The sequence below is a fragment of the Acinetobacter sedimenti genome (assembly GCF_022601685.1).
Classification (GTDB): Bacteria; Pseudomonadota; Gammaproteobacteria; order Pseudomonadales; family Moraxellaceae; genus Acinetobacter; species Acinetobacter sedimenti.
The window spans coordinates 19,864-33,977 of record NZ_JAKUML010000006.1 but is presented as its reverse complement, the minus strand read 5'-3'; the positions used below and the strand labels follow the sequence as shown (position 1 = coordinate 33,977).

12 protein-coding genes and 2 tRNA genes are annotated in these 14,114 nt (G+C 39.5%); 10 read left to right on the top strand and 4 right to left on the bottom strand.

The annotated features are described in order from the left end of the window. The first annotated feature begins 26 nt into the window (after positions 1-26). The 7 genes from filA to filF all read left to right on the top strand — a co-directional run bounded on the left by filA (position 27) and on the right by filF (position 9,088). The gene (gene filA / locus MKI79_RS04885; RefSeq protein ID WP_241570936.1) at positions 27-896 is read left to right on the top strand and encodes a putative pilus system protein FilA; all 870 of its coding nucleotides are present in this window, start codon (positions 27-29) and stop codon (positions 894-896) included. A gap of 51 nt (positions 897-947) precedes the next feature. Beyond that, entirely contained in the window at positions 948-1,934 is a 987-nt protein-coding gene (locus MKI79_RS04880) for a hypothetical protein (RefSeq protein ID WP_241570935.1), read from the top strand. A 169-nt stretch (positions 1,935-2,103) separates the two neighbouring features. Next, on the top strand, positions 2,104-2,940 hold the full coding sequence (filB, locus tag MKI79_RS04875) for a putative pilus system C39 family peptidase FilB (protein WP_241570934.1): 837 nt from the start codon (positions 2,104-2,106) through the stop codon (positions 2,938-2,940). Positions 2,941-2,982: 42 nt separating this feature from the next. Further along, entirely contained in the window at positions 2,983-4,236 is a 1,254-nt protein-coding gene (gene filC, locus MKI79_RS04870) for a putative pilus system protein FilC (RefSeq protein WP_407651555.1), read from the top strand. Between the two features lie 11 nt (positions 4,237-4,247). Continuing rightward, positions 4,248-5,912 (top strand): putative pilus system OmpP1/FadL family transporter FilD, encoded by a 1,665-nt coding sequence (gene filD / locus MKI79_RS04865; RefSeq protein WP_241570933.1) that lies wholly within the window; start codon positions 4,248-4,250, stop codon positions 5,910-5,912. 14 nt (positions 5,913-5,926) lie between these two features. Further along, positions 5,927-7,129, top strand: coding sequence for a putative pilus assembly protein FilE (gene filE / locus MKI79_RS04860; protein WP_241570932.1), 1,203 nt, complete (start codon positions 5,927-5,929; stop codon positions 7,127-7,129). 48 nt (positions 7,130-7,177) lie between these two features. Continuing rightward, positions 7,178-9,088, top strand: a complete 1,911-nt coding sequence (gene filF, locus MKI79_RS04855; RefSeq protein WP_241570931.1) for a putative pilus system protein FilF — start codon at positions 7,178-7,180, stop codon at positions 9,086-9,088. Positions 9,089-9,232: 144 nt separating this feature from the next. Here filF and MKI79_RS04850 read toward each other — a convergent pair. Continuing rightward, positions 9,233-9,308: transfer RNA gene (locus MKI79_RS04850), tRNA-Asn, on the bottom strand. Positions 9,309-9,541: 233 nt separating this feature from the next. Between MKI79_RS04850 and MKI79_RS04845 the strand changes: the two genes are divergently transcribed. Genes MKI79_RS04845 through MKI79_RS04835 form a run of 3 tightly spaced genes read left to right on the top strand, consistent with a single transcriptional unit; the run spans position 9,542 to position 11,933 of the window. Beyond that, positions 9,542-10,033, top strand: coding sequence for an Lrp/AsnC family transcriptional regulator (locus MKI79_RS04845; RefSeq protein WP_241570930.1), 492 nt, complete (start codon positions 9,542-9,544; stop codon positions 10,031-10,033). 34 nt (positions 10,034-10,067) lie between these two features. After that, a complete protein-coding gene (locus MKI79_RS04840) occupies positions 10,068-10,679 on the top strand; it encodes a YitT family protein (protein ID WP_241571030.1) in 612 nt (203 codons plus the stop codon). A gap of 60 nt (positions 10,680-10,739) precedes the next feature. Continuing rightward, positions 10,740-11,933 (top strand): amino acid aminotransferase, encoded by a 1,194-nt coding sequence (locus MKI79_RS04835; protein WP_241570929.1) that lies wholly within the window; start codon positions 10,740-10,742, stop codon positions 11,931-11,933. Between the two features lie 122 nt (positions 11,934-12,055). Here the strand turns inward: MKI79_RS04835 and MKI79_RS04830 are convergent. From MKI79_RS04830 to MKI79_RS04820, 3 genes are all read right to left on the bottom strand, one after another. Then, positions 12,056-12,131: transfer RNA gene (locus MKI79_RS04830), tRNA-Asn, on the bottom strand. Between the two features lie 228 nt (positions 12,132-12,359). Next, a complete protein-coding gene (locus MKI79_RS04825; RefSeq protein ID WP_241570928.1) occupies positions 12,360-12,617 on the bottom strand; it encodes a hypothetical protein in 258 nt (85 codons plus the stop codon). Between the two features lie 262 nt (positions 12,618-12,879). Continuing rightward, entirely contained in the window at positions 12,880-14,112 is a 1,233-nt protein-coding gene (locus MKI79_RS04820) for a pyridoxal phosphate-dependent aminotransferase (protein WP_241570927.1), read from the bottom strand. Positions 14,113-14,114 lie beyond the last annotated feature (2 nt).

Below are 14,114 nucleotides of genomic sequence, written 5' to 3'. Positions count from 1 at the left end.
TCAGCATTTCTCAGGAAGAGGACTAAATGTTGAATAGAATAGATACAATAAAAAAAATTTCATCAGCTGTTGGGCTGTATTTCGTGTTTCAATCTGCATCTGCGTTGGAGCCATTAGATAATGTTGCCTTAAGTAAGGCGACAGCCCAAGATGGCTTAACAATTACACTTCAAAATATTGCTCCGAATGCACGCTTAATTTGGATTGATAATACTGGTGTAAATGCATCTGATGGTATTATTAATCCTGTTGATTATGGATTTATCAATCCGTCATCTGCTGGTGCTGTGATGTTTGGTGATGGAACTCGTGCGGGTAATTTTAGGATCAGTGAAGGCACGACGGTTCTGAAATTGGATACTGATGCTGGTAATGGAGCACCTTTTTTAAATATTAATATTGATCTACCAGATGATTTAAATATCCAAACAGGTGATATTTTTGTTGCTACAAGAGAAACTGATGGTTCATATACGAATCAAACGAAAATAATGAAAGACATGCGTATTGATATAGGCGGGCTTGAATTGAATGTTCAGTTGGGTAATTCAGCTCAAGGGCATATGTTGCTTGCGTATGGTACTGTGAATGATGGTATAAAAATTTCTAATTTTGGCCTTATAGGTGCTCAAAGTGCTGGGGAAGAATATGGCATAGGAGCTTCTGAAATAAAAATTAAAGATGCAGGCTCATCACAAGACTTAACGATTAATGGTGCCTCAGTGAATGTAACGCAAGAAGGTTTGGTTTTAAAACCATCGGCTGGTAAGGTGGTGGATATTTTGATGCAAGACTTTAAACTTGGAAATTTGGCATCTATGGATAATAGTATCGGGGATGTGGCTTTAAAGGGTCTTCAGATTGGTAATCATACCATTACGATTACGGGACATTAAGTAACATGGCTGATTGTTGAATGGCAGGGTTATAAAGTGAAAGGAAGTACTATGAATAAATTACAAAAATGCGGTTTATTAACATTGTGTATTTCTTCTGCAATGCCTGTTAATGCGATGCAGGCTTTAGAAGAGTCTGATTTATCAAGGGCTACTGCGCAAGATGGTGTGAATATCGGTTTGTATTTTCCAAATGGAAATATTGCATATGATACGATTGCGCTAATTGATAAGGATGGTATTTCAGGTTCGACGACTCATTCAAATCCTGCCTCTATAGTTATTGCTAGTGATTTAACAGCGTCAGAGCGTGGTGTTAGTTTGAAAAAAGCTGATGGTAGTGCATCGGTAGGTGGTATTCACGTAGCTATTGATTCAGATGGTAATAGTGGTGAGCCAGTTGCGAATATTAATATTTCTATGCCTGTGGATGCTCCTTTGATCCATATCAATCCAATGTCAGTTTACCTTTCTCCAGGGGCGGATGCACTATATCAAAGTGGTGTGGTTAAAAGTACTGCAACTAAGATTTTATCAATTGGTAATAAAGGTTTAGATATATTATTTAAGTCAAATGATACATTAGGCATGAATGTTCAATTCGGTAATTCAACCCAAGATCATATGTTTAAGGTATCAAGTGGCAGTTTGATGTGTATCGCGAATAATGCTATGTGTGTTACTGGTTCTGCTGATGATGGCAGTGATCCAATCCGTATTTATGATAAAAGTGGCTCTAATATTCAGTTGGGCTTTAAACTTTCAGCATCGAATAGTACTACTGGGATCCGTTTGTATGATCATGATGGGGTTGGTGGTTTTAGTGGGGTGTATGGGGATATTGTGAATAGTGGTGTTGTGTTTGGGGCGGATGGGACAATGGATAAGTTTGATCTGGCGCTAACGAATATTACTATTGGTGAAGTAGGAACTCAGGATGTGGGTTCTTTTGATAATCTGAAAAATGGCTCGCTCGGTAATATTGGGATGAGTGGAGTTGCTATTTCTGACTTTAAGGCGATAGTAAAAGGGTTGTAAGTCACATAGGCTTATTTTAAGTAAAAGTTATAGTTTTTTGAAAAAAGTAGTGAATTTGTATTCAAAACAAGGTATCTTGTAATCAATTAGGGATTTTGCGTCAATGAATGATGCATAAAAAACACAGGGCTTGGTGACAGTAGTTGCCTAAAACAAAAAAAGAGTTTCCATGTTTCTTATAACCATAGGGTCAGCATTGATATATCACTTTGCGACTGAATCATTTGAGCTGGAAGATCAACCGGCTGGTACGGTGTACTACACAGAAGTGAGTGACAGCCGAGTCAATAGTTTTAGTAAAAATCATCGGGAAGCTGTTCAGATTAAACCTGCTGTTGTGGATCAATTCCGAGGTATTGTTCGTCAGGCTTATGACTATAGTTGTGGTTCAGCTGCACTGACAACAATGATGAATGGTTATGCTGGTTTGAATCTTACTGAAAAGCAAACAATGGATGGCTTGATGCGCTATGGCGAATATAATCGCATCGTTGAACGTCGCAGTTTTTCATTGCTAGATATGAAGCGCTTTGTGACAGCCTTGGGGTATTCTAGTGGTGGTTATCGGGGTGAGTTAAAGGATTTAATATCTTTAGATAAACCTGCAATCGTACCTATTGCTTATGCTGGATTTAAGCATTTTGTAGTCTATAAAGGGTATAAGGATGGTCGCGTTTATGTGGCTGACCCTGCACTTGGAAATATTAGTTTTAATGTAGATCGGTTTGCTGAAATTTGGGATAACAATACTTTGTTTATTGTTGAGTTGGCTGATTATCAGAAATCTGAAAATCTACTCACTTTAACAGAGAATGATATGCGCCATGTTGAGGATGCGACTGTCAATCAATATGCATTTGTTGATTTACAATATCCGATACATCGTCAAGATCAGTTGGCAAACCAAGCTTCCACGATGCGTAGAGTTTTGGATGCTGATCCAAAGTCTGACAATTATGGAAAGCCAATCGATACATATATGCGTATGTATTACAAACGCAAGTAATCGTAACAAAATTAAAAAATGTCGTAATAGGGTAGTGGACAGATGATCGAGATTAAATGGATGAATCGGAGCGTTTTGGCATTAAGCATAGGACTTGCTTTGTCTGGACAAATTTATGCACAAGATCAAGAAACTGAAATTGTCGAAAGTCAGCCAGCTATTGTTGATGAAAATGCAGTAGCTATTGATCCTAATTCAGAAGCTGAGCAGTCTGCATATATAGAAACTGAACAGGTGGAAATTGCTGATGATACTGTGAATGCGGAAGCCTCTGCTGAAGTTGAAGCTGTACAGACGTCCTCGGATGCCACAGCGGTACAGGAAGAAACTAGTTCTTCGGACGTGGTTTCTGCTCCAGAAAATGCCTCACAAGCGTTGCAACAACAAGAAGGTGATGCGACGCAACAGGATAACCTTGAAGAAGTATTTACTGCGTCAGAACAGCAATACTCATTGGTGAAGAAAGGTTCGTATTCAGCTACATATGATTTTGAATACTCTTACTATAGAGATACGCAGTTAGATTTGGCATTGGATGATGGTAGCTCTAATTTGACTCGGTTACGTATCGAAGATAATGCAAATCATAATATAACCAATACTTTTACCGTACAGTATGGTTTATTAAATAATCTGACGTTAACAGCTTCGTTACCATTGGTGGCAAAGTCTGATGTTATCAAAGATGCGACTACAGCTGGCTTAGGTGATATTTCTTTTGGTGCTCGTTGGGAGCCATTTCCGCTTAAACAAGGTCGTCTGCCTTTAATCTTATTTGGTAATCTATCAACAAAAACTGGTGATAGCCCATATGAAGTGAATGCAAATAATGAACTTTCGACAGGTAAGGGGTATTACTCAGTTGGAGCTGGTGCAAGTACACGTAAGTATATTGACCCAGTGGTTTTATTTGCTTCAGTTTCTGCGAATTATGGTTTTGAAGAGTCAGACATTAATCAATTACGTGGTCAACGTATTCTGGACTCTTTTGATCCAGGTATCAGTGGTGGTTTTGCTTTTGGTTATGCATATTCATTTAATTATGATGTGTCTATGACGATGTCATATCAGCAAAGCTTTAATACTGCTTCAGAATATCGCTTTACAAGTGGTGAAACGTCAGAACCTGCTGATCAAAGTAGTGCAAGTTTAAGTATTTCTCTAGGTGTTCGAGTTTCTCCTGAAACAATCGTGAATGGTTCGGTTGGTATTGGTTTAACTGAAGATGCGCCGGATATTAGCTTGGGTCTTTCTTTCCCATTGGATTTCTTGGGCTTTGGTAAACAAGTTCGCTAAGGGGTGCAATGATGAAAACACTTCGTTATGCGCCACTTGTAACGGCCATTTTACTGATTGGTTTAGCTAATACTAGTCATGCGCGATTAGGTCAAAACTTATCAATTGATATTAAAACATTAAGTTTGGGTAATGCGGTTACAGCAGATCCGCCAGGCGTCAACTCTATTCACTTTAACCCAGCTGGTTTATCTCGGATTGATGGGTTGCAAACTGATTTGCAAGGCATTATTGCTCACTTTGATGTTGGGCGTGAGTGGTCAGCGCCGGAAGGGTATGGTGTATTTGGTTATTCTGATGATCCTTTAGTATGTAATGATGACCCTTCAAACCCATCTAGTTTGTGTACAGATTACAAAGGTGTTGTGGAGGGTGATGTTGAATATCCTACCTTATATGTACCTGTCCTGAAAAAAATGGTTGATTTGGGTAAAGGGATGCCTGTGGCAGCACCAACCTTTGGTGTAGCTTATCGTCCTCCTGGCTCAAAAGTAACTTATGCGACAGCGATGTATGCACCCATGATTGCCGGATTCGGTGCAGAGGATGGCAACCCTGGTAATTTTATGGGGCAACAAGTAGCAATAGAACGGATCACCTACTTATCACCATCTGCGGCTTATAAAATTAATGACGAATTATCGGTTGGTGCATCTATTGGTATGTCATATCAAGCAATGGGCTTGAAAACAGATATGCGGGCACCTAATGATTTGGTCGGTGTATTGCGTTTAATTGATGAGGACGTCTGTGCGCCGTTTAAAGAAAACGGCAATATTGTTACCGACTTACTTCTTTTTGGTATGTGTAATGCTGAGGAGTCTTTAGGGCCTTTTGACAATTTAGCCACCCTAGAAATTGCTTTAGAGCAATCATTGGCACCAAGCTATAACTTAGGTTTGCTATGGGAGCCTACGGATGACTTTGGCTTTGGAATAGTGTATCAAAGCGAAAGTAAGATGCAAATGAAGGGTAAATATCATATTGCAAATGGTAAGGGTGCTCAAGAGCTAACGAATGCATTAAATACTTCCGTGACAGGGCAAATCCTTGCTGCTATTTTGGGTTTCCCATCATATGTGCCACCAACTGAAAGTGGCTTGGTTTCAATGGATCTGACATATCCACAACATTTTCAAACTGGGATTAAATATAAAGTTTTCCCAGACTTGCAGGTTAACTTTGACGTAAGCTGGACTGATTTTAAGGCTTGGGAAAAGTTCAAAATGGAATTTGATCGATCTTTGGCTGTATTGAAAGTTGCAAAATTACTTTCTAATAATATTACTGAGTCATCTGTATCATTCCCTTTAGAGTTCGTTTCTTCTTGGCGTTGGGGCGTGGGAGTTCAATATGATGCAACTGATCGTTTACAGCTACGGTTAGGCTACGAGCCACGTTCATCTGCAATTCCAGATAATAAGCGTAATACTCTAGTTCCACTGAATAATGCACAACTGTTTGGTATGGGGTTAACCTACAAGTTTGATCCAGATACGGAGATCGATTTGACCTATGCGCATCTGCGTAGTCGAGATCAGATTCCTGCAAATACCAGTGATCTTGCAAATGAAACGGGTGTAGGCAATATTATGTATAACCCATATGCAGGTTTAAATATTAGCACAAATACGAAAGTGAATTTGGCTGGTATTGTTTATCGTACGAAGTGGTGATTGGTAAAATTGAAATGCAGCAATTTTTCTTTGAAAAATATTTACAGCAACGGAATAAAATTTTCCTTGCTGTATTTTGTTTTGGTGCGATAACTAATTATAGTTATGCTGATACAAATGAGCTAATAACAATTATCGGGCCAGACGGTTTACCGATGGTAGTTCCTGTCCCTGAAGCGAAGCCAAAAGCGAATAAATCAGGACGAAATATAAATAATGATACTAGTGGAAATTTGCATGAAGCCTCAGCAAAACAAAAAATAAACGATCAAATAAATGATAAATCTTGGTTTAAATTATTTTCAAAAACTAAAGATACTTCGAAAAATATAGATGTACATCCTAATTTAGTGAATGAAGTTGGTGGGGCGGAATCAGTTGCGCAAGAAATGTATTTACCTGTCCAATCTCAAAAAACAAAACATGATATTCAATCACATATTTCATCACCCTCGGAAACTTCTAAAAGTACTGATTTATCTAATGAACCGCAAAGTGATAACAAGCAACCAATGGTAGAACAAGCGCCGTATAAAGTGATTGACGGTGAAAAATATTATCAAGCTGAATATTTGGAGTCGAAAGAGTTTAATATCGAAGATAAAAAAAGATTTTATCAAATTCCAACAGGGGTTGACGGAATTAGTTCAGGTGCTGCGAGCTGGGAAGTAGTAGAACGTCAAAAAGGTGTTGATATGACTGTTTTTCGTGGTGTTGATACGAGTTCTAAAAACGATGTCGTTACACTTGGGAAAAATTATCGCGTCATTCCTAAATCTGAGCTAACTCAAGTGATTCCGTTACAGTGTGTTGATGATAAAGCGATTCGCAAAAGTAAGGGATTTGGTCGTAATGATTCAGTGTCATTCTTCCCTAGAGCGCCTTTTAATGATGAGTTTGATTTTGAATTGCTTGATTTTGATCAGAAAGTTCAAAATTTAAAAATTACTTCATATGCGAGTAGTGATAAGTCACCAACGTATTATTGGCCAATCGTGATATTTCTTGATCAGAAAGGGTGTATTATCGAGGGGGCTAGTGCTTTCCATACCTATTCGAATCCAGCAACAATGTTACAATCTGCATCAATTGAGGGTGTGATTTATATTCCTAAGAATAGCCATTATTTATTAATGAGTGCTCTAGAATTTGGTGCAGATGTATCAGAATTAAAATTAAGTAATGAAGGACAAATTAAGCTCACGCTGTTGCGATAAATGCGGTTTGCAAATATACAGCTAGAGATATATTTAAGGATGATAGTAATGAATAAGTTTTTCTTGCCTTTCTCTGTATCAACACTATGTATGATGATGGTTGCATGTGGTGGTGGTAGCAATAATATTCATGAAAATCCAACGGTAAAACCTACAGAAACAACAGCTGTTGGTTGTACCGTTGCGTCTAGTGATGCATGCTTTGAGTTTCTTATGGAGTATCCGGTAGCGGGTCTACAGTATACTTGTGCCAAAGATAAAATTAATATTTTTTCGACAAAACTGAATGGAAATGCCGTTACAGGTGGCTGTGATAAGGATGATACGGCAACATTTTTCTTGAATGCTAATGATGACAACAGAGTGGAGTTGGGTAGTGTAAAGCTGTCTGATCTCGGTGTGCTCAGTGCTGATTCTGTACCTGTCCACTTAACCTTATTAGATATGGCGAAAGGTATCACTGGGCAAGCAGCGCAGTCCATGTCTACAAGTGATGAGACTGTTCAAGTGGCTATGAACTTGGTAAAAATATTTCAAGCAATTGGTAGCCAAAAGAGTCAAACGAATGTTGTGGGTGATATCCAACTTGTAGAGATAGATGATATTACTCTAGAAGGACTGGAAGATATTACTGCATCGGTCACAGATGAAGATTTACAAACTGGGCGATATGAAGAAATCTTAACGCCTTGGATCGATACGGCGGCTATTAGTGATGATCAAGCTTTTAGGGTATTAAAAGATGCATCTAATATGAGCCTAAGTGCCATTTATCAAGCAGATATTCCTGTAATTTCAAGTGCTTATCAAGGGCTTTTGGGTTATGCAGGCACAGGGGATAATCGACGAACTTTGATGGGCGTATTTTACCTCATGAGTGATCGGGCGGGCTTTACGCATGGCTATGGATTTCAATGGAGAGGCACGCCGAGTATTACGAATGCATCACCTGCGACGGCTGCAGTTTTATTACAAAAAGAAGTAAATCCATTGTTTATGCATGCAGATTCACAATCTGCTTTTGTGGATCCTGCGACAAAACGTCTTGGAACATCTGAAAAGTTTAAGTTAATTACTGCGCAAAATGACACTTTAGCCATTAATCAGGGCAAATTGTTTAATGATTATGCTGTTGCAGGCTCTTCTGAGTTTTCCAAATATTTAACTGGTGAAGATACCTCGGATTCAACGATTCTCGCGAAGTGGGATCAAAGTACTTCTGATGGCCAATACAGTGGCGGGGTTGATTTTCTTAAGGCATATCCAATTGCCTACCTAGATAATCGTGTTTTTAAATCCATCAAAAATATGAAATCTGGTGAAGATTATTACTTCCCACTCTATGCTACATTGACATTTGAGCATGATGATAACACGGTTCAGGATATTAAACTGGGTATTGTGATCGATGAAAATGGTGATGTTCGAAGTGATATAAAGACTGGTGCAACAGCAACAGATATGTCTGGTATGTGCGGTATAACGGACTCTAGTCAGGCTACTCCAGTAGATAATTATGGAGTCAAACAATACCGTCTAGGAACCATAGCAGCTTCGAACTATCAACCCCAACAAGGTGATCGTAGTTTAAGTTTTAGATTGGTGATTTCAGATCCAAGTTTTGGTTATCTACGAGGCGTAGTGACTGGGTTGTCAACGATTGTGAATTTAGAAAACACAAATACGAATTTAGCAGTAAAGGTCAATATTCATGATTTGCTCAATACATCAGTGCAGAATATTAATGCTGGAGCATCATTACCAAACATTAATATTAGTGATTCGGCAGGTGCAGCAGCAAATTGGGTAAACTTCTACAATGTTAATAAGTCAGTTTATCTCAAAGCAAATGCCACAACATATACACCAACTACAGAAGAGGCAGATCAGCAAAAGCGTTTGAAAGGCACACTCTCAATTGACCTTGCAGACTGTTACGAAGTGAAAAAAAAGTCTTAAATCACTTTAACTAAATCGGCGATACATCGCCGATTTTTTTACGCCAATATTTAGATTAATTGCGAATAGTTAGTCTTTTAAATACAAAAAAGCCTAGATGATTTCATCTAGGCTTTTTCATTGTAGAGCATTTCGCTCAAATCTTGGCTCTCCCACCTGGGCTCGAACCAGGGACCTGCGGATTAACAGTCCGTCGCTCTACCGACTGAGCTATGGGAGAATGTTAGGCGCATTTTATGTGTTGAATGGGAAGAGGTCAAGCGACGGATTCTCTCGATTTCATCAATTGTGGATTTAATAATCAATACTAGAAAGTATGTTGTTGGGAGGTAGAGCAGATAAATAGGTATCTAGATATTAGTGCTAATAAATGCAAATAAATTGTGATAAAATTAAAAATATACAAATAATGTGCATTTTGTTTACATGAGTTTAAGCGGATAAAGGTTATTGATGAGTGATCAATTAGACGAGTTCGATCATAAGATACTGCAACAACTACAGATGAATGGTCGTTTAAGCAATCAAGAGCTTGCTGAGATTGTGGGTTTATCAATGTCACAATGTTCACGTCGTCGTGTGGCACTTGAGCAAAAGGGCATGATTGTTGGGTATTTTGCGCAATTGCATCCTGAAGCTGAGCGACATCCGATTGTAGGTATGCTTGAGATTAAGTTGACGCAATATAGTCAAGCTGTACTGGATCAGTTTTTAGCGTTTATCGAACATGAGCCGATGATTCGTGATGTGTATAAGCTTACTGGAAGCTACGATTATCTGCTGAAAGTGACTGCTGAAGATTTGGCGCAAATGAGTGTGTTGATCAATAAAATCACCGCACTCGATTTGGGTATCGGTAATTTCCATACCTCGATCGTGCTTGAACGGATTAAAGAGAATCACCAAATGATGAGCCACATTGTGAGAGGAGTTGAGCTTGACTAATATTGCTATAGATACTGTAGAGCAATCTTTGACGATGCAAGATGAAGCTCAGAGCAAGCCTAAACATTCGCATTTGGAAGATGCAATGGCGATGGTCATTGGTACTTTTCTTATTTCATTTGCCATGCTTTTGATGCAACAAGCGCATACTTTGACAGGTGGTACAGCGGGTTTTGCACTGTTGGTGCATTATGCGACTGGGATTAAGTTTGGTGTGATTTTCTTTTTGATCAATATTCCTTTTTATTATCTTGCATATAAACGTCTAGGTATGCAGATGGTAATTAAGACGATTATTGCTGTTGGTTTATTATCTGTCTTGACTGAGCTCCATCCGCACTTTATTCATCTTGATGGTATTACGCCAGTTTATGGTACGGTACTCGCCAATCTCTTGATTGGAATTGGATTTTTGATATTATTTCGCCATCGCTCAAGCCTCGGCGGCTTTAATCTATTGGCGCTATATCTACAAGAGCGTTATGGTATCTCGGCGGGTAAGGTGCAAATGGGTTTAGATATCAGTGTATTGTTGGCATCGACCATGTTTATTAGTGTGCCATTACTTGTGATTTCGATCTTGGGTGCGGTGGTATTGAATTTGATTTTGATGATTAATCATCGTCCAGATCGCTACGTGGTTTAGTGCTTAGAATAGTCAATTTGCAAATAAGCATTGTAATAATGAGTTGTTTAAGGAATAGATATGTTTGAACAAGTTCCTGCCTATGCAGGCGATCCGATTCTGTCATTGATGGAAGATTTCAAAGTCGATCCACGTACGCATAAAGTCAACCTGAGCATTGGTTTGTATTACGATGAGCAAAGCGTTGTGCCACAGCTACAAGCGGTTCGTGAAGCGCAAAAGCAATATGCAACGCATAATGATGAAGCAAAGTTGTACCTTCCTATGGAAGGCATGTCAGGCTATCGCCAAGCGATTCAAGCTTTATTGTTTGGTGCAGATAGTCAAGTGATTCAAGCAAAGCGTATTGCAACCATTCAAACTTTAGGCGGCTCTGGTGCATTGAAAGTCGGTGCGGATTTCCTTAAAAATTATTTTCCACAGTCTGAAGTTTGGGTGAGTAATCCAACTTGGGATAACCACGTTGCGATTTTCTCAGGTGCAGGCTTTAAGACAAATACCTATCGTTATTTTGATAATGACACTCGCCAAGTGAACTTCGATGCGATGTGTGAAGATTTAAATACTCTGTCACCACAAAGCATCGTTTTACTTCATCCATGTTGTCACAATCCAACTGGTGCGGATTTAAGCGCTGAACAGTGGGATCAAGTGATTGAGATTCTTAAAGCGAAACAACTGATTCCTTTCTTGGATATTGCCTATCAAGGCTTTGGTCAGGGTGTAGAGCAAGATGCTTATCTCATCCGTGCGTTGGCAAATACCGATGTGAAATATGTGGTGAGTAATTCATTCTCAAAAATCTTCTCATTGTATGGTGAGCGTGTCGGTGGATTGTCTTTTGTCTGTCAAGATGCAGAAGAAGCTGCGCGTGTGTTAGGTCAACTTAAAGCGACTGTGCGTCGTAACTACTCAAGTCCGCCAACGACTGGTGCTGGCTTAGTTAACATTATCTTGAATGATGAAAACTTAAAGCAAATGTGGTTGGATGAGTTAGAACAAATGCGTATTCGTATTTTTGCGGTACGTGATCAGTTGCGTCGTCGTTTACTTGAACTTGTACCAAATGGCAACTTTGACTATCTCACAGCACAGCAGGGCATGTTTAGCTATACAGGGTTGTCTGCTGAGCAAGTGGATCGTTTAAAAGAAGAATTTGGCGTGTATTTGGTGCGTTCAGGGCGTATCTGTGTGTCAGGTCTGAATCAGCGTAATATTAATTATGTAGCTGAGTCGATCGCCAAAGTTTTATAAATTTTTTAGTAAATAGAATCAGGAAATAGCATCTTAAATAGGTGCTATTTTTTTGCTTGATCTTGATGTAGTTATCGAAAATAAAAAAAGCCTAGATCAATGATCTAGGCTCTTTCGTATTTTGGCTCTCCCACCTGGGCTCGAACCAGGGACCTGCGGATTAACAGTCCGTCGCTCTACCGACTGAGCTATGGGAGAATGTGCAAGCGATTATAGACAGATTTTATCAATGGTCAAGTCTATTTGCACTGAATTACAACTCGGCGAGCTAATTTTCAATCAATTCATGCAAAGATCCGATAAAGCGACGCAATGAATAGGCGAATGAACTTTAAATACACCTAAAGTAAATTTTGTACTTTTAAATTGAGTGCTTTTAGATATAAGCACTCAATCTTTCGGAACTACGGACAGGAAAGAGTGCCCTTAAACTGGACAAGGGATTTGTTCTGATTCGGCAATATCGGCTTTGGCACTCATCAGCGCAGTAAGCTTGCTTGATGGAATCTGTTTTTTATTCAGCGCATCAATCGAGTGCAAAATATGCACTATCTGATCTGCACTGAGCGGAATATTCTCTGACTGGAAAAAATGTGCAATGACATCCACATCAATGCCTGCATCATGCAGTTGTTTGATGTGTTTAAGGTTGTTTAAGCAGTGTAGGTTTTCTTGAATTTTCATATCGAACTCCTTCGAACGCTTGTTGATGTAATCTTCTATAGTCATGTTACGGTTTTAGCCGCACATTCATTTATTAGTAAAGCAGTTTTAATGCCAATTCTAAATCTGATTAAAATGAAGTCATGTATGGATTGGATCAAGATGTGTATCGCCATGTAATTTTTATCGGATATTGTCCAACAAAAAGCCCTGAAACGAGGTCAGGGCTTAAGTACAGCTTATAAGTCTTAATGTTCATTTAAATCATATTAAGCATCGCTAATTATGAATTTTTCTCAGCTTCGATTGAAGCTATCGCTTCATCTACACCGCTGATCGAATCGGCAGCTGCTTTGATACGAGAGAGTGCATCTACAAGCACTTCATCTGCTGTTGCATATGAAATACGCATAAAGCCACCTAGACCAAACGCATCGCCAGGAACGACAGCAACGCCAGTTTCTTCAAGTAACCATTCAGAGAATTCTGTGCAAGACTTCAAACCTTTAGCACGGATCAATGGGCGGATATTGGCATAGGCATAAAATGCACCATCTGCAGGCAAGCAAGAGATACCTTTGATCGCATTGAGTCCATTGACCACCAAATCATGACGGCGTTTGAAAGCTTCAACCATCGGTTGCAATACATCTTGTGGACCATTCAAAGCGGCTTCCGCAGCGACTTGAGAGATCGAAGTTGGATTTGACGTAGACTGAGATTGAATGTTTTTCATCGCACCAATGATCTTTGCAGGACCTGCTGCATAGCCAATACGCCAACCAGTCATGGCATAGGCTTTCGACACACCATTGAGTACAAAAGTACGATCGTACAAATCAGGTGCAACGGTTGCAATATTGTAGAAGTCACCAGACCAACGAATCGGCTCGTACATGTCATCAGAAGCGATATAGACCTGTGGATGTTTGCGCAATACTTCTGCCAATGCTTCCAATTCTTCTTTGGTGTAGATCATACCTGTTGGGTTTGATGGGCTGTTTAACACCAATAGACGCGTATTTGGTGTGATCGCCGCTTCCAATTGTTCAGGCGTGATTTTAAAGCGTTGATCTTCGCCACATTTCACGATGACAGGCGTACCTTCTGCGATGATCACCATATCTGGGTAGCTTACCCAAAATGGTGCAGGAATGATCACCTCATCGCCCTTGTTAAGTAATGCTAAAGCAAGGTTGAAAAAGGATTGTTTCCCACCACAAGACACCAAAATTTGGTTGGCTTGATAGTCAAGGTTATTGTCACGTTTGAATTTCGCAATAATGGCTTTCTTCAGAGCAGGCGTACCATCTACAGCTGTGTATTTGGTAAATCCGTCGTTAATGGCTTTTATTGCTGCCTCTTTGATGTGTTGAGGGGTATCAAAATCAGGCTCACCTGCACCCAAACCAATCACGTTCTTACCAGCTGCTTTAAGCTCAGCTGCTTTGTTCGTTACGGCAAGTGTAGGGGATGGTTTGATGGCATTCACACGATCTGATAGACGTACGTCCACGG

What these genes read in the sequence shown, in the direction of transcription:
- filA (WP_241570936.1), top strand. Translation starts at nt 27, where the DNA reads ATGTTGAATAGAATAGATACAATAAAAAAAATTTCATCAGCTGTTGGG.
- MKI79_RS04880 (WP_241570935.1), top strand. Translation starts at nt 948, where the DNA reads ATGAATAAATTACAAAAATGCGGTTTATTAACATTGTGTATTTCTTCT.
- filB (WP_241570934.1), top strand. Translation starts at nt 2,104, where the DNA reads ATGTTTCTTATAACCATAGGGTCAGCATTGATATATCACTTTGCGACT.
- filC (WP_407651555.1), top strand. Translation starts at nt 2,983, where the DNA reads ATGATCGAGATTAAATGGATGAATCGGAGCGTTTTGGCATTAAGCATA.
- filD (WP_241570933.1), top strand. Translation starts at nt 4,248, where the DNA reads ATGAAAACACTTCGTTATGCGCCACTTGTAACGGCCATTTTACTGATT.
- filE (WP_241570932.1), top strand. Translation starts at nt 5,927, where the DNA reads ATGCAGCAATTTTTCTTTGAAAAATATTTACAGCAACGGAATAAAATT.
- filF (WP_241570931.1), top strand. Translation starts at nt 7,178, where the DNA reads ATGAATAAGTTTTTCTTGCCTTTCTCTGTATCAACACTATGTATGATG.
- MKI79_RS04845 (WP_241570930.1), top strand. Translation starts at nt 9,542, where the DNA reads ATGAGTGATCAATTAGACGAGTTCGATCATAAGATACTGCAACAACTA.
- MKI79_RS04840 (WP_241571030.1), top strand. Translation starts at nt 10,068, where the DNA reads ATGCAAGATGAAGCTCAGAGCAAGCCTAAACATTCGCATTTGGAAGAT.
- MKI79_RS04835 (WP_241570929.1), top strand. Translation starts at nt 10,740, where the DNA reads ATGTTTGAACAAGTTCCTGCCTATGCAGGCGATCCGATTCTGTCATTG.
- MKI79_RS04825 (WP_241570928.1), bottom strand. Translation starts at nt 12,617, where the DNA reads ATGAAAATTCAAGAAAACCTACACTGCTTAAACAACCTTAAACACATC.